The 24682-nt window shown below is 56.7% G+C and carries 19 protein-coding genes and 1 pseudogene; 4 read left to right on the forward strand and 16 right to left on the reverse strand.

Annotation, left to right across the window (positions count from 1 at the left end):
* Positions 1-354: 354 nt before the first annotated feature.
* Complete coding sequence (locus DID96_RS17945) at positions 355-1668, reverse strand: O-antigen ligase (protein WP_185732289.1); 1314 nt, start codon at positions 1666-1668, stop codon at positions 355-357.
* 230 nt (positions 1669-1898) lie between these two features.
* Between DID96_RS17945 and DID96_RS17950 the strand changes: the two genes are divergently transcribed.
* Both DID96_RS17950 and DID96_RS17955 read left to right on the forward strand, forming a co-directional pair.
* On the forward strand, positions 1899-2750 hold the full coding sequence (locus tag DID96_RS17950; protein ID WP_124600621.1) for a hypothetical protein: 852 nt from the start codon (positions 1899-1901) through the stop codon (positions 2748-2750).
* Between the two features lie 739 nt (positions 2751-3489).
* The gene (locus DID96_RS17955; protein WP_124600673.1) at positions 3490-4089 is read left to right on the forward strand and encodes a putative colanic acid biosynthesis acetyltransferase; all 600 of its coding nucleotides are present in this window, start codon (positions 3490-3492) and stop codon (positions 4087-4089) included.
* Positions 4090-4278: 189 nt separating this feature from the next.
* On the opposite strand, the pseudogene DID96_RS39560 reads toward DID96_RS17955, so the two are convergent.
* The 5 genes and pseudogenes from DID96_RS39560 to DID96_RS38335 all read right to left on the reverse strand — a co-directional run.
* Positions 4279-4398 (reverse strand): annotated as a pseudogene (locus tag DID96_RS39560) (IS5/IS1182 family transposase); the annotation flags it as partial.
* Between the two features lie 593 nt (positions 4399-4991).
* Complete coding sequence (locus tag DID96_RS17960; RefSeq protein ID WP_124600622.1) at positions 4992-6203, reverse strand: glycosyltransferase; 1212 nt, start codon at positions 6201-6203, stop codon at positions 4992-4994.
* Positions 6200-7435, reverse strand: coding sequence for a polysaccharide pyruvyl transferase family protein (locus DID96_RS17965; RefSeq protein ID WP_124600623.1), 1236 nt, complete (start codon positions 7433-7435; stop codon positions 6200-6202). Before DID96_RS17965 ends, DID96_RS17960 begins: the two co-directional genes overlap by 4 nt.
* Positions 7432-8574, reverse strand: coding sequence for a glycosyltransferase (locus DID96_RS17970; protein WP_185732290.1), 1143 nt, complete (start codon positions 8572-8574; stop codon positions 7432-7434). Before DID96_RS17970 ends, DID96_RS17965 begins: the two co-directional genes overlap by 4 nt.
* Entirely contained in the window at positions 8549-9859 is a 1311-nt protein-coding gene (locus DID96_RS38335; protein ID WP_185732291.1) for a lipopolysaccharide biosynthesis protein, read from the reverse strand. Before DID96_RS38335 ends, DID96_RS17970 begins: the two co-directional genes overlap by 26 nt.
* 350 nt (positions 9860-10209) lie before the next feature.
* On the opposite strand from DID96_RS38335, the gene DID96_RS17975 reads away from it, so the two are divergent.
* Positions 10210-10542 carry a hypothetical protein gene (locus DID96_RS17975; RefSeq protein WP_124600625.1) on the forward strand — a complete coding sequence of 111 codons (333 nt, stop codon included), beginning with the start codon at positions 10210-10212 and terminating at the stop codon, positions 10540-10542.
* A gap of 67 nt (positions 10543-10609) precedes the next feature.
* Here the strand turns inward: DID96_RS17975 and DID96_RS17980 are convergent, their stop codons facing one another.
* From DID96_RS17980 to DID96_RS18020, 9 genes are all read right to left on the reverse strand, one after another.
* Positions 10610-11560: a GDP-L-fucose synthase gene (locus DID96_RS17980; RefSeq protein ID WP_124600626.1), complete on the reverse strand. Its 951-nt coding sequence runs from the start codon at positions 11558-11560 to the stop codon at positions 10610-10612.
* Positions 11561-11565: 5 nt separating this feature from the next.
* The gene (gene gmd, locus DID96_RS17985) at positions 11566-12684 is read right to left on the reverse strand and encodes a GDP-mannose 4,6-dehydratase (RefSeq protein WP_124600627.1); all 1119 of its coding nucleotides are present in this window, start codon (positions 12682-12684) and stop codon (positions 11566-11568) included.
* A 65-nt stretch (positions 12685-12749) separates the two neighbouring features.
* Entirely contained in the window at positions 12750-14963 is a 2214-nt protein-coding gene (locus DID96_RS17990) for a polysaccharide biosynthesis tyrosine autokinase (protein ID WP_124600628.1), read from the reverse strand.
* A 2-nt stretch (positions 14964-14965) separates the two neighbouring features.
* Complete coding sequence (locus tag DID96_RS17995) at positions 14966-15406, reverse strand: low molecular weight protein-tyrosine-phosphatase (RefSeq protein WP_124600629.1); 441 nt, start codon at positions 15404-15406, stop codon at positions 14966-14968.
* On the reverse strand, positions 15403-16494 hold the full coding sequence (locus tag DID96_RS18000; protein ID WP_260463930.1) for a polysaccharide biosynthesis/export family protein: 1092 nt from the start codon (positions 16492-16494) through the stop codon (positions 15403-15405). The genes DID96_RS17995 and DID96_RS18000 overlap by 4 nt, the downstream gene beginning before the upstream one ends.
* 137 nt (positions 16495-16631) lie before the next feature.
* Positions 16632-18011, reverse strand: a complete 1380-nt coding sequence (locus tag DID96_RS18005; RefSeq protein WP_124600631.1) for an undecaprenyl-phosphate glucose phosphotransferase — start codon at positions 18009-18011, stop codon at positions 16632-16634.
* A gap of 46 nt (positions 18012-18057) precedes the next feature.
* Positions 18058-19575, reverse strand: a complete 1518-nt coding sequence (locus DID96_RS18010; RefSeq protein ID WP_124600632.1) for a mannose-1-phosphate guanylyltransferase/mannose-6-phosphate isomerase — start codon at positions 19573-19575, stop codon at positions 18058-18060.
* 82 nt (positions 19576-19657) lie between these two features.
* On the reverse strand, positions 19658-20668 hold the full coding sequence (locus DID96_RS18015) for a GlxA family transcriptional regulator (RefSeq protein ID WP_260463931.1): 1011 nt from the start codon (positions 20666-20668) through the stop codon (positions 19658-19660).
* 549 nt (positions 20669-21217) lie between these two features.
* On the reverse strand, positions 21218-21475 hold the full coding sequence (locus DID96_RS18020) for a hypothetical protein (protein WP_124600633.1): 258 nt from the start codon (positions 21473-21475) through the stop codon (positions 21218-21220).
* Between the two features lie 853 nt (positions 21476-22328).
* On the opposite strand from DID96_RS18020, the gene DID96_RS18025 reads away from it, so the two are divergent.
* The gene (locus DID96_RS18025; RefSeq protein ID WP_124600634.1) at positions 22329-22802 is read left to right on the forward strand and encodes a GDP-mannose mannosyl hydrolase; all 474 of its coding nucleotides are present in this window, start codon (positions 22329-22331) and stop codon (positions 22800-22802) included.
* 138 nt (positions 22803-22940) lie between these two features.
* Here the strand turns inward: DID96_RS18025 and DID96_RS18030 are convergent, their stop codons facing one another.
* Positions 22941-23918, reverse strand: coding sequence for a GlxA family transcriptional regulator (locus DID96_RS18030; protein WP_260463932.1), 978 nt, complete (start codon positions 23916-23918; stop codon positions 22941-22943).
* Between the last annotated feature and the right edge of the window lie 764 nt (positions 23919-24682).

Below are 24682 nucleotides of genomic sequence, written 5' to 3' on the forward strand. Positions count from 1 at the left end.
GAGTTGTCTATCCGGTACGGCGTGGAGTTTCGCCGGCAAGATCCTATGCGATCGACCCCGGACATCAGTTTGCTGCCGGTCGCGCAAGCGCGTCGGCAACTGATTCCGGATCCGCGGCCTGTATCGGCACGCAGTGCGTTCCAGAGAAATCCAGCTTAGATCGCAAACAGGGGCCCTCGAGCGCGGCCCTATCCTAAGGCCGGAAGCCTCTCGCCTTTGCTATTGACGATCGATGCTCACTGCTCATAGTCGATGACCGTGTGCCGACCTCCTATGTCCGTTCGTCACAGCAGTCGGAGTGAATAGGTTGGGTCCGGAGAAAACAGTCCCAAGCCTCTCCTTTTGAATCATTCTCTAAAGCGGTTCACATCCTAGCGAAGGTGACGCAGGCTGCGTATCGTCGAGTCGGGTAGAACGGGACCTATCCTGATCTAATTCATGCAGCTTCGTCGCTGATGATCGTGGTGCCTGATGCTCCGACTTCGCATGCGCAACGTTTATTACGTGCCGGAACTTGAATTCACTCGGAATCAAGATGATCAGCATCATGAAGAACACCGATGCGCCATTTCCGAGCGCAAGAAAATATCGTGCAACAATCGATTCTGCGAGAAAAAATATAACGATTGAAAGGATCATCAGATTGACGGTGCTACCCGTCGCCCTCGATGCCATGTATGCGCCCCGAAGAGACCGAAAAACCTGATACAGCCAGAGAGCCAGACCAATAACACCAATCTCCGCGGCGATCATAAGGTATCCGTTGTCGATTGCGTCGGTTAGCTTCGTAAGCCAAGTGCTCCGAAAACCCGCCCCCCACACAAAAGGCTCATTCGCCGTTCCAAACTGGTCGAGCACAACCTGCCACATTTGTGTACGACCAGACAATCCACTGTTAAGACCGCGCTGTGAATTTGAGAGGTCTAGCAGAACATCCATCCGCTCAAGAACGTTCGGGTAGAACAGAATTGTCGCAACGATGGCCGCTGTTGCCATAACGACGAGGCCAAGGGCTCCCTTCAATGTTTTCGACTTTTCATATGCGTACACGAGCACGCAAGCGCCAATCGCGGCGAACAGCCCCCCTCGAGACGAGGCGGCGACGCAAATGAGTGCACTCGCCACCATGCCAGCCCAGAGAATGATCTTTACAACAAACCGCTCGTCGCGCGCCTGCCAAAACATCGCCACTAGGTAGCAGCCTGCAATATGACCCATCAGGTTCGGGTGGGCACCAAATGGCCCCATATAGCGCGAAAGAATGTCTTTCCCAACACCGGTCACACTGAGTGATGTGGAGATATTCGCGTGGTCTATGGCTACGAAACCGAGCATCACGATTGCGCCAGACATGGCGAAGGACTTCGTTACATCTGCAATTTCAAGCGCTCCGGCACACGCAGCGATGGAAAGCCACGTCACCAAAAAGATGACCGCGAACACCGCACTCTGTGCGTCACTTTGAAACAGGGCTCCTACAAGACCAAAGCACGCGATCGCAACACCAATGATGACCGTGCGGCCCATCGCAGTATCAGCCTTGCTGGACCGTACGACCGTGAACAAAACGGCAAGCGCCGCGAGAATCGCCGAAGGCAGAACCAGCATTGCCTCGGCGATCGAGTTCTTCGTTCCATAGCAGGACCCGCCGATGAAAGCGATCAGCAAGGGAAGATGTATCTTCCCTTCAGATTGGGGGCGCAGTACATTCACAAGAGCCAAGCGGCCACCATTTCTTCTCAAAACAAGCATTTCGCACCCCTCGCGCGAATAGAATTCGGATGCAATTATGCGTCAGCCAGCCCAGCAAAGAACAGGCCCAACATCATTGTCCGACCACTACTACCCTTTGTCCGATGCGGTCAATATTGTTTTGTTGAAAAATGCGGAGATCGAATATGAGACGATTTAGAATAAAATTCAGCGTCATGCTTCTATTTTTCACAATTTTATGCCAGCACACGAACGCCCAAGCAAGTCAGAATAATTTACCGCCTGGTGCTATGGAGTTGGGATATACAAAACTAGTAATCGACGAGAACGTTTCCACAAAGGATATATCACCGGACGGAAACGGAAGATACAAATTCTATAACGGCAAATGGTACGCCAAGACCTTGCCGTCCATGGATCTCTACTCGGATCAAGACGGCATGCTTGCGATCACTCAAGGCGGAGATCTCGTGAGCGTCGCGAGAGATTTTTCGCTTGGGAGAATTCCTCTCCTTCCTGGGCGGGACGGATTCTATGTGGAGTTCGAAGCGAGGATGACGCGCGACGACCGCGACAACTGGCCTGCACTATGGCTTATGCCGATCGAGCATGACAAAAAAAAAACCGATCACTATCCTGGAGATCCGCCCGGATTTGAACGCTGGATGGAACTCGATGTGCACGAGGGCGGGAATGGTCCCGGCATTACCGGGACTGTTCACAACTGGCAAGGTGAATGGCCAAATTATGACGGGCGCCAGAACCACAACAACGTGTCTCGTCGCCGTGTCGATCCAACAAAATTCCATACGTATGGAGTCAGCTACGATCCGATTGCGAGGCATGTGACTTGGTGGGTCGATGGGGTCAAGGAAATGAGCGCCGGAGCGCCAGAAGTTCCCGAGATCGCTTCACGCCAGCATTTCTATCTCATCATGGGTGCCCAGACACACGGAAAGCGCGTGGAGTACACGATGATTGTTCGGCGGATCCGTGCATTCGTGCCGCAGTCGTCTCAGCTTCCTGCCGAGCGTTAGTAGGCCCTGTTCATATTTTCGCGAAGGGACCAAACGCACCGGCCATCATTGATGACCGCCGCGGCCAATGAATCAACGCTTCGCTCGCGAACCCGCCAACATACTGGCGGGTTCCGCCAATCCCATTCGACCTCCATGATTTCTATGTACGATCACCACGCTGAGTCAGCCAGTCTACGGGACGCTAACACTAGCCCTCAACAACGTGTGAGCTAACGACGGCGGATGCCAGCAAGAGCAGCGTGGCGTGAACATCGAGTCGCCGCTCGATGCGGATAGGCGGATTGCCATTTCCTGCGAACCTTGTATGTGCGCGCTCGATGACTCGGCGCTGCTTTCCCAACCGCTCTTCGCTATTCACACCATGGGAAGCAATTCAAGAATTAATGCCTCGTCGCTTCAGATATTATCGAAACAGCCGAAATAGCCCATCGTTGACGGCATGAATACCGAAATCAACAGCACCAGTGGCGTCCGAAATTCTTGTCCGACCTCTTTGTCAAGCGTTGCGGGATGGCTCGCTTAATAAGCGCCGCCCGATTGTGTTAGCGGTGTAAAAGACTCGGTTCTCGACTATCTTTACAGTTTACTGGGTGCTATCAAAACTGAGTACACGAACCGTGCTGAGATGACATCCCAAGTCCAATTTACGCAATTGTAAGCCATCACTTGTCAATGGTAATTAAACATGTCTAGTCGCCCCGTCTCGCCTATTGGATCAGAAATTACCGACGACACAATGGTCGGGCAAGACAAAAGTAGCTCGGATCGCTCCCCCCCGTATACCGAACAGTACTCGTATCAAGATTTGTCCAGGTTTCGCATGCCTATTGGCTTCCGTGGACGTCCTGCGTGGCTCGTTCAACTCTGGTGGCTTGTCGAAACTATTCTCTTTCGCCCGTCTCCGCAGATTTTGTACGGATGGCGACGAATGCTTCTTAGACTATTTGGAGCGCGTGTTGGGAAAGGAGTCATTGTCCGGCCAACCGCGCATATAACATATCCTTGGAAAGTTTCAATTGGGAATTTTTCATGGATAGGTGACCATGTAACACTGTATAGCCTTGGGCCGATCGAAATTGGCGAGCACTCGGTGCTATCACAGCATTCGTATATATGCGCGGGAGACCACGATTATCGGGCCATTGATTTTCCGATTCGTGGTCATCTAACAAGAATCGGAAATCAAGTGTGGCTTGCAAGCGGTGTCTTCGTCGCACCTGGTGCACAGATAGGCGATGGGTCCGTAGTCGGCGCCCGCAGCACAGTGACAGGCAATCTACCAAAAGGGATGGTGTGTATCGGCACACCAGCTCGTGCAGTGAGGCCTAGATTGTAATTCCGCGCTGCGTGATGTCCGGATCCTGCGTCTCCTTGGCGTTATGTCTACGTGGATTACTTCCGCGAGCCGTCTCGCATCGCCTCAATCTTTCACGCTCGATTGCCAAACGTCAGGTCACCAAATCGCCCTTGCGCTCGACTCGAGTATCCACGCCAACGTAGCCAGCACCACCAAACATTACCGCCCATTCGCACGCAACAGAGCATGGGTGTGTGAAACATTAGATACGTTGGCCACCGCACCCACCATACCGTGAACGAGGCCGAAATCGACGTCAACGCCAATGCCGGCCTTCATATCGAAATGCTACGCGCTCTTCTTCCTCATCTGGATCCCACAACGAGACGCCAACTTTGCTTAACAGCTTGCTAGTCGAGTCATGGCTCGACTAGTGGGCGTCGGATCTTCAATTGCAGGTCGCGTCCGGCAGATTCTCTATAGCCAAATCTGTACGCGCAAAGGCCCGCGCCGCAATGCAGTCATACTGCGCAAACTCTAGAGCGCCGCTCGGCCGGCCGCGCTACCGTTTCAGAACGGTAGGCCCGCAACTCGCGTTCGAGGCCAATCGGTAGTCAAACTCACTCGCCATCAGGCGGTATGACAACGACTGAGAACAAACCCGGTCGAGGAGCGACCGTCTCCTCGTCGACCAGGACGCGCCGTGACGCTGCGTCACGCTTCTACTGCCCAGAGACTCCGCTTCCTCAAGAGCGGTCTACCTCTCTATCCTCATAAGCTCGGCCCGAGAATTCTCGCCCATAAGGCGCTCGGCTACGTTACCGACGACAAACAAGCATAAGAAGTCGACGTTTTCTAAAAATCGAGGCTTTGTTCGAGACAAATCGATATTGGAAATATATCCTATAATACCAATAAGCATTTATCCAATTTCAGATCCGTCAATCGATAATAAAACTAGGCCTTTTGTCGATTCCCATCATCCAGCCATATACGTCCGCCATTTGTTCCGCAATTGCGTTCCAAGCAAATTTTTCTTCAGCAAGCGCTCTTCCGAGCTCACCCATTTCTCTGAGTTCCACCTCACCAACGCGGTAAATTTCCTCAATAAAATTGCGGAGCCCTTCAACTGAATTGCGAATTTCGAAGGCAGCGCCGCGCTCGACCCCAATTGATAAATTGCACTCGCGAGTGATCGCAACTGGTTTTCTGAAAGCCCAGGACTCTAGCGGCACCATTGGCAATCCTTCACTAAATGACGGCAAAATTACACAGTCACATGCCGCATAAGTTCTCGCCTTATCTATCCCAAACTGAGGCCCAATAAAATGGACGCCGTCCGCGCTCGCTCCTTCGTTCACCATACCGCGCAATTTAGAGATATAAGATTCACTCCCCCACCCTCCGACAATCAGGTTCCAACGGGTTTTAATAGAGCCATCTTTAACACACTCCTTCCACGCCGCGAGTAAATTCTCGACGCCTTTCTTCGGATGCAATCTGCCAAAATACAGCAATAAGTTCTTGGACGAGAACCCGTCTTGCCACCAGGAGGGCAGTCCAGGACTGTCAGTGTCAGGAATCACTACGCCGTTATGTACCACTGCAATCGGCTGCTTAAGTCCGGCTGCGCGAATCGCATCGGCCTCCTCGAAATTGAGAGCGTGAAAGCAAGCAGCTCGATTCAGATGATTTCGCTCGTAGGCACGCAATGCAATCCACTTCTTTAACCTAGAACGGTTGAGAATCCATGGATCGAGCATACCGTGCGGCGAAATAATGTAGGGTTTGCTTTGTCGCCGATGCCACGCAATAACATCGGCCGACGGATGCATCCAGATTCCGTGCGTATGAATAACATCCGCGTCGGCCGCCAATAGTGCCTCCCGCAACTGGGGAGAATAGCCGAGCATCGCGGGTCCGACTGGATCGCACGCTGTAACCTGAATGCCGCCCCACTGCGCAAGATCATCCTTAGTGTGAATGTCCCGCAGAGCAAACACGTGAGGTGTCACTCCAGCCCCCGGAAGTTCGAGCGCGAGCCCACGCATTGCGTCAAAAAGTCCGCCCCCCGAGCGAGAGGCCGATGCGGTGACAAATCCGACGCGATGGCTCGCACGACGTTCGAATTTCTTTTCAGGCGATAACTTCATACGGTCTCCCGCAGTAAGTCAGCAAATCTTGGGTATTGTTCCTTATAGCGTCGAACCGCCAAATCGACAGTCTCTCGTCCCTCGGAAGGGTCGTTGTAATCGGAAATCATTCTTTCCGCGACCAGCGGGACATCGAAGGTATCTATGTCGTGGACGCGCGAACTGAGTCCCAAATCAGTCATGATACCGCTCGTCTTTGGCAAGTACGAAAGCGCAACCAGCGGTAACCCCGCGAGCAGTCCAAAAATACATGAATGAAAACGGCTTCCTAGAAATACAGCAGCGCCCGCGATAATTCTTCTGACATCCGAGACTGGACGATCTTTTTGATCCAATATCACAAACCCCGGACAACGCGTCGCTATCTCACGCCCGACAGGCAAATCGGAAGCAACCTGATTCACGATGACGACTCGGACATCGAGCGTCTTATGCAAAATATTCAAAAGCTCGCACAGCTTCCGCACATACCTTTCCTTGGCTTCCGCCCGATCGTCTGCCAGGGGGAAAGCCCATTCAATCACCGAGACAGCGATATATCTCTCATGCGGACTGATTCCAAATTCCGAGGCAACCAACTCTCTAGCTGCAGGTTCCGCGTCATGCCAGAACGCCAAATCCCCAGTCCGGACCACTCGATTTTTCGACAGCGCCAGCGTCTCGACAGCGAAGTTGTAAGACTCACTTTCGCGCGCGCAGACAAGATTTGCTTTCGAAAGAATCTTTGACGCAAACCATTGGCCAACTCGCGATCTGATGGGGCCAACGCTTTGCGGGGCGAGGATGATCTTTGTCCCGAACTTCGCTGCCACCCAAATTTGAATCAAATTGGCATAATAAGAAGGGTTCGAGTCCTCAAGATAACCACCAGGGCAACTTATCAAGAGATCGGCCTCCCTGATTGCCCGGATTGCATTTCTCTGCTCACCAGGAATCAGCAAACCCAACAGCCATGGCTGCCCCAAAAAAACGTAGCCGATCGTGACGCCTTGGCGGACAACATTACAAATTCGTCTTCGCCACACGTTTTTTGACATGCAATTTCCGAGGCGCTCATGCCAGGTAACCCGCGGAAGATGAGCACGTTGCACAGATGGCTGATAGGCGATGCCACTGACTGAAGCACCCGGAAACGCATCATAGATTTCGTCAATACAGACTTCGATCAGTGCCGCGTCCCCTTTATTCACGGCGCCAAATACATTCGCAACGACTACATTACCAACTTTCATTTTGAAAGTCCTTTAGCGAAATTCAATACGTTTTCGGAAAACCGCTGCAAATTCCAATCACGGAGATTCCACGGATAACGACTTTTTATTTTTACGTAAATGTCGTCATCTAGTAACGTTCTTACACCCAGATCTATATCGGATTCCGTTCCATCCGTCACGAAACCGTTCTCGCCGTGCCTAACTAACTCGTGCGCGGCGCCACATCGATCCGTACACAGGACCGGAGTTCCGCACGCCAACGCCTCGTTCAAACACAGACCCCACTGGTCATAATCACTCAAGAGTATTAGAAAGCGCGCCAAAGATAAAAAAATTGGCATATCCCGATTAGGCACGAGCTGCTTGAATATCACCCAATCTGCGACGCCTTGTCGGTCGCAACGAGCACGCAAATCCTGCTCCAGCGCTCCAGAACCAATGACGACCAAGAAGATACCTTTTTCCCTCGCTTGCGAGCGAGCATACGCATCTATGACCCTATCAACACGTTTACGCGCGACCAGCCGCGACACGCAAACGATATATTTTTCCGGTAACTTCAATTGCGCTCGATATTCGATATCGCGCTGACGCGCGACCCCCGCTGCCTTCATAAAAGCATCGTTATCCACGACATCATAGCCGACACGTATATTTTCTGCGGGAATTCCGAGAAATTGGAAATAATGGCTCTGCCGCCGCCCGGCTACGATCGCACCATCATACATACGGGCAAGCAATGATTTGACAATCTCTCGACTCGGTCGACGCAATCCATCGTCGAATTTACTGTCAGCGCAAAATATGATTCGATTACGTCTTTTTATTAATCTATAAATCAACCCGACGATGGAATATGAAAAATTATACCCGATTGTCGCTATTAGATCTGGAGCTTCTCGTGATATTTCGCCGAGCAGTCGAGCCGTGAATTTCACGTACCCTTGCTGTCGCCCACCTCCTCCCAAATACCTCCATTTAATTCCAACCGCATCAATTGCCTCATTTTGATATTTGCGATGGAGATTATCTTCGGAGTTTCGATTCATGACCAACACACTGAGGCGGATATTCTCTCGCGATAGCCGATCCTCAAGGTCTTTCAGGCGAGCCGTATGATAGTCGCCAATACTACCTATTAAGAACAGTACCTTCATGCTTTTTCTCGCTGTACTCTTGAGATACTTCGTGCTCACCAAACAAGACCAGGAAGATATCGAGACCCAATAAGCAAATCGCGACAGACAAAATCCCACCATGCCGAACGGCAAATAACGAAAGCAAAATCACACCAATCGCAGCAATGAGATAAGCAAAGGCAAATCGCATATGCCGATTAATCGCGATAACGAATATGGATGTCGATTGCCACAGAGAATTTGCGATCATCGAGAGCAATAGCACATCAAATAGAGACGGATCAAATGCGACGTGCTTTCCGGTCCATGACTCGTAGAATCGCTCACCGAAAATGCTCATTCCAACTCCAATTGCCACCACCACAGCAATCGTCACAAGCGTCAATCGTTTCTTTATTCTTTTCACCTCCTCCATTCTCCCAGTGGCGTACATTTTTGACACCTCTGACCAAACCGAATTTGACAGCAAGTTCATCATTTGCACGGCCACACGTGTTAGGGTTCTCATTGTCGAAAACACCGCCACCTGCGCTGGCCCGAGCGCGGTCCCAATTACCCACAGAATTCCCTGAAAATTCAATCCATTACTCAACGGAAATCCCAAAAATGCCAGCGACGGAATCAAGGATTTTCTGATCCAAGTCCAATCGACTGTAATCGGAAATAACGTAGCCCAAGGACAGTATCGATTCTTTACAATCTGCTGCGCTAAAAATCCGACTATACGGGCAATGAACATTCCCATAGCTACGGCGACCGGTGTCTTGAACACCAAAAGCGCCACGATTCCAAACACCAAGGCCGCGAATCGAGTAACATTCAGTATCGAAATTGACAGCGCATAACAATTGGCGCTGCGCAATGCCGCCGTATGAGGCCCGTACATCACACTCAAACATACGTCGCATATAAGAATCAATGCAACGAGCCTCACCTCCTCCGACGTCATGTATGTGAACACTTGAAATCCCGCTCCAAACGCCCACCACGTGACTCCCGAGACGATAAATACAAATGTAACGAAAAGCGCAACGGTGACCGTTAGTGTTCGATAGATAATTTGAAGACGATCATAGTCTCCGACTGCGGCGCGCTGGTCCATCTCGTTTGCCGCGACAGTCGATAGCCCGAGATCGCTTAACGCCAAGTACGTAGGGATCGTCGAGATAAGAATCCATTCCCCGTATTTCGCTGCCCCCCAGACAGACAGAAATAGAGGAACCGATACCACTTGCGCGAAAACACTCACTGCCTGTCCGAGACCGTGAGCAAGAAATGCCTTGATTATGCGATGTGCTGTCATGGTGGGATCGTGCGTATGCCTGGAACTATCAGCTAGTCATACCGAAACTAGATATCAATGTCGCACTTTGAATTCTTTCTGAAATTCAAATTTTCAGCTTCCGAGCGCGCAGCCGCTATTGTTAACGAGGTTGCTAGTGAAAAACATTTCGTTCGGCATTTCGCCGACCTCATTAAATTTAAGTAACATTAATCGATTTCTTTCGCCGCGCTACCCTGAAGCGCTACACCACTCGAGCAATTCCGTCCAGACACCCGATAATTGCTGAGACCGTTACTGTCAAGACCGACGCCTACAAACACGTTTTCGCATTCAGACCACCGCCCCTTCAAGCTTGCTTCGGGGTTCGAATGCAGCAGCAGGTCGGTAGCGGTAAGCGGCTGCTGGCCGGTGCGGATGAAGTCCAAACACCTGACCATGGCATCCCGCCGAATGCCCAACGTCCCAGCGTCGAAGACGAAGCTCGTAGTCAGTGCCGCACAATGCGTTTGCCGTCCACGGTCCGTCGAGGCTGGCTGATCCATCTACTCAAGCTGCAGGATCAACGCATGGCTCTGTCCTATATCAGTCGGCGTTCCGAATTTGAAACAACCGTCAAGACCGCGGTCGTCTGGTCGATCGACTCCGGTAGGCGTGCCACAAGAAAGAATTTGTGCGTCGCGAGTGGGTGCGACAATCGTTGATACGCGAACACACCGATAGGACCACTCTCATCAAGTCGCATAATTGCGGCTTACTTTCTCTACCCGATCAAACTCGTTCGACCACTTGTGCTTCGCTACGCTGCAGAAAATCCAGGTATGTGGAGGCCAGCCCGTCGTCCAGACCTATCTTCGCGGTCCAGCCCAACGCGGCGAGTTTGCCCACATCGAGCAGTTTCTGCGGCGTGCCGTCCGGCTTCGTCGTATCGAATTCGATGCGTCCACCGAACCCGACGGCCTGCATCGCGGCTCGCGCCAGCTCCTCGATCGTCACGTCCGCGCCGCAGCCGACGTTGTACAGCCCCGAATCAATTCCCTTTTCCAGGATGAAGACGGTCGCATCGGCCATGTCGTCGACGTGCAGGAACTCGCGACGCACGCGGCCGGTGCCCCAGACCTGAAGGCTTTCCCGCCCTTCCAGCTTCGCCTCGTGCGCCTTGCGAATCAACGCTGGCAGCACATGACTGGACTTCAGATCGTAATTGTCGTTCGGACCGTAGAGGTTCGTCGGCATCAGCGACACGTACTTCGTTCCGTGCTGCCGGTTGTACGACTCACACAGCTTGATACCTGCGATCTTCGCGATCGCGTACGGCTCGTTCGTCTTCTCCAGCGGCCCGGTCAGCAGATACGCTTCCTTGATCGGCTGCGGGCACTCGCGCGGATAGATGCATGACGAACCGAGGAATACCAGGCGCTCGATGCCTGCCCGATAAGCTGCGTGAATCACGTTGGCTTCGATCATCAGGTTCAGGTACAGGAAATCGGCCGGATACGTATCATTGGCCAGAATCCCGCCCACCTTGGCGGCAGCGAGCACAACGACATCGATCGCGCTGTCGCGAAAGAACGCTTCCACGGCGGTCTGATCGGTCAGATCGAGCTCGGATCGGCCGCGCGTTACGACGTTGCGGTAACCCTTCGCTGCGAGATTGCGCTCGACTGCCGAACCGACCATTCCGCGGTGTCCCGCGACGAAAATTCGCGTGTCCTTGTCCATGGCGCTCACTCGTTGTATTCGAACGTCTTGAAACCTGCGAGCGTCACCAGCGCGTCGCGCTTCGCCACCTGATAGTCTGATCGCACCATCTCAGTGACAAGCGACTCGAACGACGTGGTCGGCTTCCAGCCCAGTTTCTCGTGCGCTTTGGTCGGATCACCCAACAACGTTTCAACTTCAGTCGGACGGAAGTAACGCGGATCGACGCGCACGATCACGGTGCCAGGCGCCACTTTCGCTTCCGAACCCTCGACCTTTTCGACGATACCGATCTCGTCGACGCCTTCGCCCTCGAATCGCACGGTAACGCCAAGCTCCGCAGCAGCCTGCTTGACGAAATCGCGCACGCTGTACTGCACGCCCGTCGCGATCACGAAGTCTTCCGGCTGCTCCTGTTGCAACATCAGCCACTGCATTTCGACGTAGTCGCGTGCGTGACCCCAGTCACGCAGCGCGGACAGATTGCCGAGGTACAGGCAATCCTGCAGGCCGGTTGCGATACGCGCGATCGCACGCGTGATCTTGCGCGTCACGAAGGTCTCGCCGCGCACCGGCGATTCGTGGTTGAACAAGATACCGTTGCACGCGTAAATACCGTACGCCTCGCGGTAGTTGACGGTGATCCAGTACGCGTACATTTTGGCAACCGCATACGGGCTGCGCGGATAGAACGGCGTGGTCTCCTTCTGCGGAATTTCCTGCACGAGACCGTAGAGCTCCGATGTCGACGCCTGGTAGAAACGCGTCTTCTTCTCGAGCCCGAGAATCCGGATCGCTTCGAGGATCCGCAGTGCGCCGATGCCGTCAGCGTTCGCCGTATATTCCGGTTCTTCGAACGAAACAGCAACGTGGCTCTGGGCGGCGAGGTTGTAGATCTCGTCGGGTTGTACGCGCTGGATGATGCGCACGAGGCTCGTCGAATCCGTCAAATCACCGTGGTGCAGCACGAAGCGCCGGTCGGAAACATGCGGGTCTTGATAGAGATGGTCAATTCGGTCGGTATTGAACAGTGAGGCACGGCGCTTGATACCGTGCACTTCGTAGCCCTTGTTCAGGAGCAGTTCTGCGAGATACGAGCCGTCCTGCCCCGTCACGCCGGTAATCAAAGCAACTTTTCGATTCATGGTTCGATACTCCAATTGGGACGTGCCGCACGTGTCGATGTCTCACACACAGTCCGCGATGTTGTTCACTCTGAAACACTTTCGTACCCGTAGTAACCGGAGTAGTAACTGCCGTAACCAAATCGGTGCCGCGGCACGTCAGTCAACAGCGCCCCCTTCAGCGCCACGCCACCACCGCGCAGGCGGTTCGAGCATTCGATGAGTTCCGCGCGCGGGTGCTGACCATGCCGTACCACGAGCAGCGTGGCGCCAGCATACCGACCGATAACCGTCGAGTCGGTCACCGCAAGGACCGGCGGGGTATCGACGATGACTAGGTCGTAGCGTCGCGATACTTCATCAAGGAGCGCCTTGAACCGGTCACTCATCAGCAACTCCGCCGGATTCGGCGGCAACGATCCCTTCGGGAGCAGGTCCACGCCTGTCACGACGTCACGCTGGAGCGCTTCGTCGAGATTGAAGCCCGTGATGACGTCCGAAAGTCCCGGCTGCTTTGACACTCCGAGATATGAGTGAACGTTGCCGCGCCGCATGTCCGCATCGATCAGCAGCACACGCGTACCGCCGCTGGCGAGCACGGCCGACAGGTTCACCGAAACGAACGACTTGCCGACGTCTGGACGGGGGCCGGTAATCACGATCACGTTGTTTGAAGCGTCGAGCAACGCAAACTGCAGCGCCGTGCGCAGGCTGCGGATTCCTTCGATAGCCAGGTCTTCTGACTCGAGCGACGCCAACACGTGCGGACCGGGTCGACCACGATCCATCGCCTGCTGCAGGTTGATCTGGGCCTGACTGTGCGGAATCGTTGCGTAGACCGGCAGGTCGATGACCTTTTCGATTTCGTCGCTGTGCTTCAAGCCGCCGAACAGCGCGTGCTTTGCGAACGCCGTCACCGTGCCGAGGATGAGCCCGAGAAATGCGGCCAGCGCGATGACGAGAGGTCGCTTTGGCTTCACCGGGTCGTCGGCCACCACTGCAAAGTCGACGACGCGAACGTTACCGACCTGACCTGCCTTGACAATACGCAGTTGCTGCGCACTGTCCAGCAAGTTCGTGTAGAGCTCCGTGTTTACGCGCACGTCGCGCAACAATCGCAATGCCGATTGCTCGGTGTCGGGCAGCGTCAGCACGCGCTTGTTCAGCAGATCCTGCTGCGTGTTAAGGGCTGCGATCTGGGCCGTCAACGCTGCGAGCGCCGGGTGCTCACCCGTGAAGCGTTGCGCCATTTCAACACGTTGCTGCTCCAGATCGACGAGCTTGGTTTTGCCCTCGACGATTTGCTGCAGCAACAGGCGGCTCTCTTCGGTCAGATCGACGGTGCCCTTCTGGTTGCGGAACGCGTTGTACCGGTCCTCGGATTGATCGAGCTGCTTGCGCAATTGCGGCAACTGCTGATCGAGGAATGCCAGTGTGTGCTCCGCCTCGGCAGACTTCCGGTCGATGTTCTGTTGCACATACGCGGATGCGAGCGTGTTGAGGATCTCGGCGGTCCGCGCACTATCGGCACCATCTAGCGAAACGCCGATCACGCCGGATTGCTTAGTTTTCTCGCCAATGACGAGATCGTCCTGCAGTCGCTTAATCGTCGCCTGCGTCGATGCGCGACTGAGCACGAATTCTGTATTCGGGCGGGCACGTAGGCGCGCCACCATCAGCTCCACCGGGCCGTACTGATCCATACCGCGGGCGATCTGGCCGACCGTTCCCTTCAGGACGACATCCCCCTCCGGGTCGACCAGTTCATAACTGCTTCCGTCGCGGGCGACCAGCTCGAAATTCGCATCGTAGCGTTCCTTCGGCACCTCGAACCGCGTGACTGCGATCTTCTCGCCGCCCCATGCGAAGCGCGTCATCCCGAACCACGGCGAAGCGAGTTCCTTGCTTCCGGCCAGGCGCGCCAGCATGGCGCCAACCGCAGGGAAATAGCGTGGCTGCGCCGATATGTCGAGGTGCAGCGCGTCGACCGTGTGACCAACCACGAGGCGCGAACGAATCAATTCGATCTCTGCGTCGGCGGTCTGCTTCGTATCGAAGATCGATGCGAGCTCGCCTAGCGCATTCTGGGCCGAGTTAGCGCTATCTTCGACCTGTATCATCACGTCCGCACGATAGGCCGGCCTCGCAACGAACGCGTAGACAGTCCCAAGCAGAAGCACGAACGCTGCAATAGCGGCAATAAGTTTCCAGCTCTCGGCGACGACGGCGACATAGTCGGACAGGTGAATCTCGTCACCATCCTGCATATCGATGATTCGGGATTTGTTTACGGATTCCATAGTTAATTCTTGATCCGATTCATTTTGTGGACCCAGCGTTCCATACTCTGGTCGATTTGATTCAGAGCCAATTCAAATACCGACCGCCCTCGCCGGTAGGGATCGATGACATCGATTTTTTCGAACTCACCAATACGGAACACCCGGCCTTTCGAAAACGGGTAGCCGGCTTCGATTCTCTTGCGCTGGCTCTGCGTCATCGTAAGAATGAGGTCCGCTGAACGCATGTACTGCAGGTTCAAGTCGACAGCAATGTGCTCTCCAAGGTCAATGCCGCGTTCGGCCATCAGTTCGATTGCCAGTGGGTCCGCGCCCCGCCCGGCGAGCGCCGCACATCCCGCGGATCTCACGCGCGTCAACGGCAACGCTTTTGCAAGCAGCGCTTGCGCCATCGGGCTCCGGCAGATGTTCCCTTCACACACGACGAGAATGTTGTCGATCATTTTGCCAACACTGCGCCGGTCAGCCCTGCGTTGATCGCAGGCAGCAGCAGGCTCAGCACGCGGCTGACGCGCACCAGCCCATTGCCGTCGACATATACGACATCCTTTGGCTGCAGCTCGAACTGGTTCGCTAGCACCATCGACACTGGCGAGCGGGCGTTGAGATGGAATACCTGGGGTTTCGCCTCAGTTGCGCCGCGAATCACATACATCTGGGCAGCATCCGCGCTAGCGCTGTTCACGCTGCCTGCCTGCGAAAGCGCGTCGCTCAGCGTGAGCCGCCCGTTTCTCAGCGGCAACGCGGTGATCGGCTTGTTGACTTCGCCCATGACGAAAGCGCCGTTGTCCTCACGCGAGACGATGCGCAGCAGGTCGCCGTTCCTCAGCAATATTTCCGAAGGATTTACATTTCGCCCGAGCATTTGCGTGAGGTCCAGCCTATACGACGTCCCGTTCCGCACTACGACCATCCGACTCTGGTCAGCTGTTGGGTTGAATCCGCCTGCGCGGTTGATCGCCTCGTTCAAAGTCATCGGTACGTCGTTGATCGGCACGACGCCGGGGGTGTGCACTTCCCCGTCCACGTAAACTTGCTTCGCACGGAACGAAGACACACGCACCGAGACCTGCGGCTTCACGAACACACGCTGCAACGCGGCCTGGACAGCACGCTGGGCCTGGTCGATGCGCATTCCAGCCACATGAACGTTGCCGGCATACGGCACCTGCACGTTGCCGTTGTCATCGATGACGAAACCCTGAACAGGGTCGTAGGGTCGCGAGTTCGTTGTTTGTTGCGTGCCCTGCGCCGCGGCAAGCTCCGGGTGGTCCCAGACAGTAATCTGCAGCACGTCGCCGACGCCGAGCGTGTACGGCTGCGGCTTTCCGATCAGCGCGCTAAACTGGGTTTCGTCAGCCTTCCGCCCTTCCTCGCGGATCTGCTGAATCAACGCCATGTTGATGTCAGTGATTGGAATCTGGAGTTCCTGCTGAGGAGTCTGCTCATCGCGGCTCGTCACCGGCAACGTTGCAGGTGTCGACATGCGCATGCCCGGTGCAACGCCACACGCTGACAGCAGCGTACTCATCGTTGCCCCAAGCACGATCCGGGCGCCATGACGGCGAACTGCCGCCGTCACGCTCTCGCGCCGTTCCAAAAGACACGTCATCAAATTTTCCCCGGTTTATGTTTAGTGATGCGAAAACTCACGGCTTCGAAGACCAATCAATAAGCGTTCGTATTCACAAACCCCTTCGCCACCGTCGCCAGCACGATCCGCATATCCAGCGCAAACGACCAGTTCCGCAGGTAATAAAGGTCGTACTCAACCCGCTTCTGCATCTTCTCGAGGCGGTCGGTCTCACCACGATACCCGTTCACCTGCGCCCACCCGGTAATGCCCGGCTTTATCCGATACCGATGGATGTATCCATCGACGACCTTCTGATACAGCCGATCATGCTCGATCGCATGCGGCCGCGGCCCGACAACCGACATCTCGCCGCGCAGTACATTCAGAAACTGCGGCAGCTCATCGAGACTCGTCCGCCTGAGGAAGCGCCCGACGCGGGTAATTCGGGAATCGGTCTTCGTCGCCTGCGTCACCACCCCGGCTTCCTCGACGTGCACTCGCATCGTCCGGAACTTGAGGATCTTGAACTCGCGCCCGTCCGCGCCCTTGCGGAACTGCTTGAAGAACACGGGCCCGCGCGACGACAGCTTCACCGCGATCGCGATCATCACCATCAACGGCATCAGCGACAGCAGCGCCATCGCGGCGAATAGCCGATCGAAGATTTCCTTCTGAAGCATCGCGTGGCGCGGCAGCGGCGACGCAACGAGGTTGATTGCCGGCGCGCCCACCAGATCGATCATCGCGCCATCGAACAACGCGACGCTGCGCACATCCGGAATGAAGCGGATATTCACGAGCTCATCGCCGAATTCATTGACGAAGCGCAGGATCGTCGCCTCCTCCGACAACGGCAGCGCCAGCCAGATCTCCTGCACGCCGCTGTCGCGTACATGCTTGGCAAACTTGTCGAAATTGGTGAACGTCGGCACTCCGGGATGCGCGGTCTCCACGACCGGACGCAGATCAAAGATCGCGTTTGCTCGGAATCCGCTTGCCGGGGAGTCATCCAGCTTCCGCACTACGTGATGGCAATGCTGTCCATAGCCGACCACCGCGACGCTGCGCAGGTTGAGGCCGGCTTGACGCACGCCCCTCAGCGCCAGATGCGTGGCGATGCGTGATGCAATCAGCGCGCCGCCCGTGATCGCGGTCCAGTACACGAACCACAACCGCGAGATCACATCCGCGCGATGCAGCGAGAACATCAGGATGATTCCGCACGCCTGCACGATGAGCCATGCGAGCGAGATGGTTCCGATTAGCCGCAACATCGAACGGCCGCGCCACGATTCGTACACGCCGAATGCCGGAAACAGCACGAGCGAAAACGCAATGCTGAACGTAATGACGGCGCTGTCGAAATGATTGTCGGCCACCGACAGGAAACGAAACTGCGAAGCCACGAGCGAACCCGCGACGATCAGCACGACATCGAGCAGACGTGCCAGCAACCCTTGTAGCCCGAGCATTTTTCAATCCTCCGTCTTGATCCGAGTCACGCAATTCACCGACGCTTCACCGACGCCCGTAGGTGTCATCGAAACGAACGATGTCGTCTTCGCCGAGATACGATCCCGATTGCACTTCAATGATTTCGAGCGGCAACTTGCCAGGGTTCTCGAGCCGGTGCGTAATGCCCAGCGGGATGAACGTCGACTGGTTCTCGCTGAGCATGAATTGCTCGTCGCCACGCGTCACGAGCGCGGTGCCGCTCACGACGATCCAATGCTCGGCACGATGGTGATGCAACTGCAGCGACAGGCGTCCGCCCGGTTGCACGACGATGCGCTTGACCTGGAACCGATCGCCTTGATCGATCGAGTCGTAGTAGCCCCACGGGCGTCGCACCTTCCTGTGCGAATCCGCTTCCGGCGCCTGCTGCGCACGTATGCGGCTGACGAGCCCCTTCACGTCCTGCACGCGCGACCGGTCCGCCACCAGCACTGCGTCGTCGGTTTCGACGACGACCACGTTGGTCACACCAACACACGCGACGAGACGCCCTTCCGAATGCGCGAAGCTCGACGTGGCGCCCTCGAACACCACCTTGCCGCGGCCGACGTTGCCGTCCGTATCCTTGTCGAGCGCTTCCCACACGGCGTCCCACGAGCCCAGATCAGACCAACCCGCGTCGAGCGGCACGACCACGCCTTCGGCCAGGCCCGCCTGGGAAGCGAGACGCTCCATCACTGCGTAGTCGATCGAATCCGACGGTGACTGCTGGAACGCATCGCTGTGAGGCCGGAAGAACGGACCATCGTCGGCGCCGTGCTGGTACGCCGCGACGCACGCGGCGTGCATGTCGGGGCGCAGCGCACGCAACGTGTCGAGCCAGACGCTCGCGCGCACGACAAAGATGCCGCTGTTCCACCAGTACAAGCCGGATTCGAGATATTGCTCAGCCAGCTCGGCAGCCGGTTTCTCGACGAATCGTTCGATGCGGTACGCGTCCGAGCCGAGCTCGTCGCCGAGGCGGATGTAGCCGAAGCCGGTGTCGGCTCGCGTCGGCGGCACGCCGAGCGTCGCGATCGCACCCCGCCTCGCATGTTCGATCGCAAGCACGAGCGCGCGATGAAATGCAGCGGTATCGGCAATCGCGTGGTCGGCAGGCATAGCGACGACAATTGCATCTTCGCCATCGGCGAACGCAGCCGCCGCAGCAAGTGTCAGCGCCGGTGCCGTGTCCCGGCGAGCCGGTTCGACGACGATGCGCGCGTCGATCCGGCTCGCACGCAGCTGCTCTGCCGTCACGAATCGATGCTCGTCGCCGCAGACGACGATCGGCGCCGCCAACGTGCTCGTATCGGACGAAAACCCTTTCATGCGCTGGACAGTCGCTTGCAGCAACGAATCGGTCCCGAGCACGCCAATCAGCTGCTTCGGATATTGCTCGCGCGACATCGGCCACAAGCGCGAGCCCGATCCGCCCGCGAGTACGACGGGGGCGACACGAACGCGCGCATTGACGGCGGCACCGGCAACCGGTGCGGCCGAATCAATGTCACCCTTCGCTGCTTCGATGGACTCCGACATGATCTGCACTCCTATTCGCTAAATCAACGATTCAAACGTTTTGCCGAGGTAATGCGAGCCCATCTTTCCGCCGAAACCCGTCCTACGACTCTTCCTCTTCCGTCGCGTGTGCTCGCGCACGCATCCGGTATTCGGACGGTGTCGCGTTCATGCGCTTGCGGAAAATCTTCGCAAGTCGATCACCGTTGCCCCACCCACATCGCCGCGCAATCGTGCCGATCGGCAGATCGGTTCCGGTCAGCAACTGCATCGTCCGCACCAGCCTGACCTCCCGAAGGAACTCGGACGGCGTCGTGCCGATTTCCTGCTTGAAGCAACGCAAAAAATTCCGTTCGCTCATCGCCGCGACACGCACTGCGTCGCTTACCGATATCGCTCTTTCACAGTTCTGCTGCAACCAGCGTGCCGTCGCCCGAGCCCGTTCCGCAGCCGTCGTCCTGCGCGTATCGGGCAGGTGCTCGATCGGCTCGGCTTCGCCATTCAATGCCAGGCGTGCTGCAATCCCGCGCGCCGCTTCGCTGCCGAGGTCACGCTCAACGAGCGCCAGCGCTGCCCTTGCCGGCGCCACTCTGTCATCCGCGCCAGGCGTCGCATCGATCGCGCCGCCCACGCTCCGCTTTGCCCGCGCCGCGTCGAGCAGCATCCTGCCCTCGCCGATTGTCTGGACGATGCCGGTTTGCGGCACGACGGTCCGCAACCAGTCGATCACCCGCGTGTCGCGCGCCGCGCGCCGCGCACCTTCTCCTCCGGCAACGAACAATGCATCGAATGCCCGCGCCGAACCTGCATCGCACGCATACGTCCAGACACTGATCGCCAACGACCATGCAACACTGCCACCTTCCGACGAATAGAAGCGAACGTCGTACAGCGGTCGACCATTCGAGCGTGGCGCGTAGATCTCGTTGGCCATCTCGAACACTTCAGTTACTACGCCTGCTGCTAGCAGCGAGAATCCGTCGAACACGACAACACCAATGTCCCGAGTCTCGCGCCGCCCTTTCTTTCCCGCACCGGCTACTACTCCGTCTTCCGAATAGTCGAGACTTGTTTGCCCCATAGAGTGCTCTCGGACGTTGAACCGTATCGCCATCTCGCGTTGGTGAAGGACATTGCTGTCCCGTTGCGTCGCATCATACCGAGACCGCCGAATGGCGAAATATGGCTGGCCGATTCGAACAGAAAGTCGTCCGATTAGTCTGCGGGATTTCCCGGACCGACCATACGCGACGCTTTCGCTCTCGCTCCATTCGATCGGACGACCAACGAAGCCGGCATAGAGGCGCGAGCAGTCGCATTGAACGTGGCCGACATACGTTGGTAATGGCGCCAGATGCCGCAGCGCTTTGATCCGCGCGCCACCGCTTGCTCATTTGCAAAGAATGCGAAGCGCGATGAGCGCACATGTCGGGCGCCTCGTTGGCGACTCGACTGGCCACGCGTTCGTTCGGGAAGATGGCCGGTTCGGCCAGATGTCTTGCACGCGTACGGCTAGCGTCGATCCGCCAAATGTCCGGTCGGCGAATGGTGCAAACGATGCGGCGCAGCAAATCGATGCGGTCGGTTGTCTGAGGATTCAGGGTTCGCGCGAGCCATGCGCGCCGGCCGGCCACGTCCCACGCTCATACTGCGTTGCGATCGCTTACGACAGCACTGCGCTCGCGATGAACGAGGCGATTCCCACCGGCAACGCCAGAATCGCGAGCAGCGCCATGCGCTTCAACGTCCGCGCACGTGCCGTCTCCTTCGTGCCGCGCGCGCGATGCGACTGGAGCTCAAGCAGCAGTAGCCCCTGGTTATGGCGTGCGCCCGCCCAGAGGCCAGAGGCGACGCTGGTGATCGCATAAACGGCGATCCATACGAAACAGATCCTCGAGAGAATCAGAAGTGCGGTGTTCATGTCGGTCGTGCTCCGCGTTGTCAGAAACACAGGCCACAACGAGCGGCGGCCAGATCAATCCCGCTAGCGTACATTGCATCGCAGCATGGTGGACATGACAACATTTCCGCTGAATCCGACAAGTAAATTACCGATTGATTCCTGTCAGTGTTCAAACGGATTATCGGTATCGCCACATATCACGTCGGCGCGATCACGCGCGGACGATTGCAGATAACGGACCGTCCATACGACGGACGCGCTTCACGACTGGATGGAGGTGCGATGTGACCGGCTTCGGATCGCCGGCTTGACGGAATGAACAGGCATTGCCCGACAGGCATATGCTCTGCAGTCCTTCTTGACTGCGTTGCCGACCGAAACCGAACGGAACGCGATGCAACGAGCCGAGCATCGAAACCAGCTACGCGGCTTCGTTCATGCTCGACCCGGACGGAATAAAAAGGCCTGCGCGCAAGGTTGCGCGCAGGCAAAGTTCCGAGGAGGTTCCGGGGATGATTCTTCTCCTCGAAAGGCCAGTTGAGAGCTTAGCGTCGCTGAATTCGCCGTGCGCACACATGGCGGACGCAACCACGATCATGGCCGATTGGAAATGCTTCCTTTCAGGAACGAATGCAAAACGTGCGACGCATCGGCACACGCACCTCACATCTGCTTCCCGCAATTGGCGGAATGCTTCGATGTTTTGGCTGACTAACTTCGTGACGGTACGCCATGATGGAACGCATATGTGCAGCGGCATGTGGCGTGACGTCAATCGAAGCATGGACGTCACGCATTCGGGCCACGTCATGCTCCGATCGCCGCTCGCCAGCACGCATTCGCTGAACCGTCCGGAGCCGATCGACCGACCATGCTGCCACTCGACACCTTCCTGCGCGTTATCGACGCGACGCCGCTCATCGCGATCGATCTGATCGTCCGGAACGACGAAGGTAGCTATCTGCTCGGTCACCGCGTGAATCGTCCTGCGCAGGGCTTCTGGTTCGTGCCCGGCGGACGCATCCGCAAGAATGAACGCCTCGACGACGCGTTTCGCCGCATCGCGCGCGACGAGCTCGGGCGAAGCGATCTCGCGCGGACCGACGCGGAACTCATCGGCGTGTACGAACACCTGTACGACGACAATTTCGGCGGCGAGCCGGGCGTGTCGACGCATTACGTGGTGCTGGGATACAAGCTGCGCGAAAAGGTCGATCTCGCGGCGCTGCCGAATGCGCAGCACACCGCCTATCGATGGGCAGCCGTCGACGAGATCGTCGTCGACCACTCCGTTCATCCGAACACGCAAGCGTATTTCAGCGCGGCATCATCATCAGAAGACTGATAGTTGCTCAAGCAACCGCCGAATAACAGGAGGAGACACATGCCGGCGCCCGGCACACTGCGCACACGGACCGTCAGGCCACGGATCGATCGATCCGGGTCGGGCATCGCACCGCGCGTGCCCGACCCCGCGATTCCGTCAGGAAATCGAACCGGTCATCCATTCCGGCGCGTTCGCGGCGGATCCATCCTCCGCCAGGGCGTACATGCCGTTGCGCGCGGCCGTGCGGTATTCGGTCGGCGACATCGACAGGTGCTGGCGGAACAGCTTTGCGAGCCGGTCGCCGCTGCCAAGGCCGGTGCGGCGTGCAACCTTGTCGGCAGGCAGATCCGTCTCGACGAGCATCGAGCACGCCTTCTCGAGCCGGACCCGCAAAACGAACTCGGTGGGCGTCACACCGATTTCGTTCTTGAAGCGCCGCAGGAAATTCCGCTCGCTCATCGCGGCGGCCTGGGCGGCGTCCGCGATCGAGATGCGGTTCGCGCTGTTGACGCGCAGATGATGCGCGGCAGCACGAATCAGCTCACTCGCCCGCGCCTCGCGCGGCCCGAACGCTGCACCCGTCAGCTTTCGGTTCGCGCCCGGCATCATGCTGCCGACGATTTCCTGTGCGATCTCGTAACCCATGTCGTGCGCGACGATCGACAGCGCTGCCGCGAGCATGCCTTCGTCCTCGTCACCGGACGCGTCGGATCGCTGAGTCGCACCGGGTGCGGCACTCGTCGTGGACGGCATCAACGGCGCCGTGCCCAGATCCTTCTGATTCAGACGGATTCGCGCCAGGAGCTTTCCGCCGCCACTCGCCCCCTTGACCACACGCGCACGCTGGTGCGCGCTGTGCAGCCAGGTCACCAACCGGTCGTCGTGTTCGCTCGCGTGATCTTCGCCACCAAGGACGAACATCGCGTGAACCGCACTCGCATCGAGCATGCGCGGCGCGTCCGTCCAGATCTGCACGCCGGACGACGAGCGAATCGGGCCCCCATGCGCGGAATACAGGCGCAGCTCGTAACGATCCGCGAATGCGGATTTGACGCGACTCAGCTGATTCGCGTGTTCGAATACCGCAGCCAGCTTGCCCATCTGCATAACGGAAAATCCGTCAAGCAGAAGCACGATTACGCTTTCCCGCTGACGGCCGACGCCCATCCCGCGACCACGGCTCACGTTCAACCCCGTTCTCGATATGTTCGACATTGATTGCATCATCTCTGCCTTTTAACGTTTTTTTACATTTTCTGCAGCGCATCATATTCGTCCAAATAGGTATCTGCCGTGTCGCCGTCTGATTTCGCCTTGCTGTTGACGGAATCAGTCAAGGACGTGACCCGGCACCAATTTTGTGAATTTCGTTATGAAACCGCACATTCGTCCTAATCGTGCACGCCAATCATTGATCTAGATCATTGATTTTCTTACTTCCAGTGACCCCAGACGTCACGCGCTCGCCCCGCACGATGCGACACGCATAATGTGTGCCAAGGTAGATCTGATAAGACGGCGACGGAATTGCCCACCGAATACGGAAGAAGTATGGAGAAACGCGCGGTAATTGTTCGTAACGTCGTAGGAATGCCCGCGTTAAGCGCTTCCTGAAGAGAGCCAATAGGGTGAATCGGACAGCGGACGCACGCGAGAGAATCTCATGCAACTGCGTCGCGTAATTTCATCAATGAAATCCTGTTTAGCGTTTGCGCGGATGCAAAAGCAGAGCGCCGCCACACTATTTGATATCGAGCCTTAAGCGTGAAGCATGTGCATTTGTCTGAGTAATAAATATGTAATATTCTGCTTTGGCAGGCCGTCGCTATAGCGGATAAAGCAGACACATCGCGCGCCAGCGATTCGATTATTTATCGGCGAATGCTCAGCCAGCGTTG

The organism is Burkholderia sp. Bp8963, assembly GCF_003854275.1.
Taxonomy (GTDB): Bacteria; Pseudomonadota; Gammaproteobacteria; order Burkholderiales; family Burkholderiaceae; genus Burkholderia.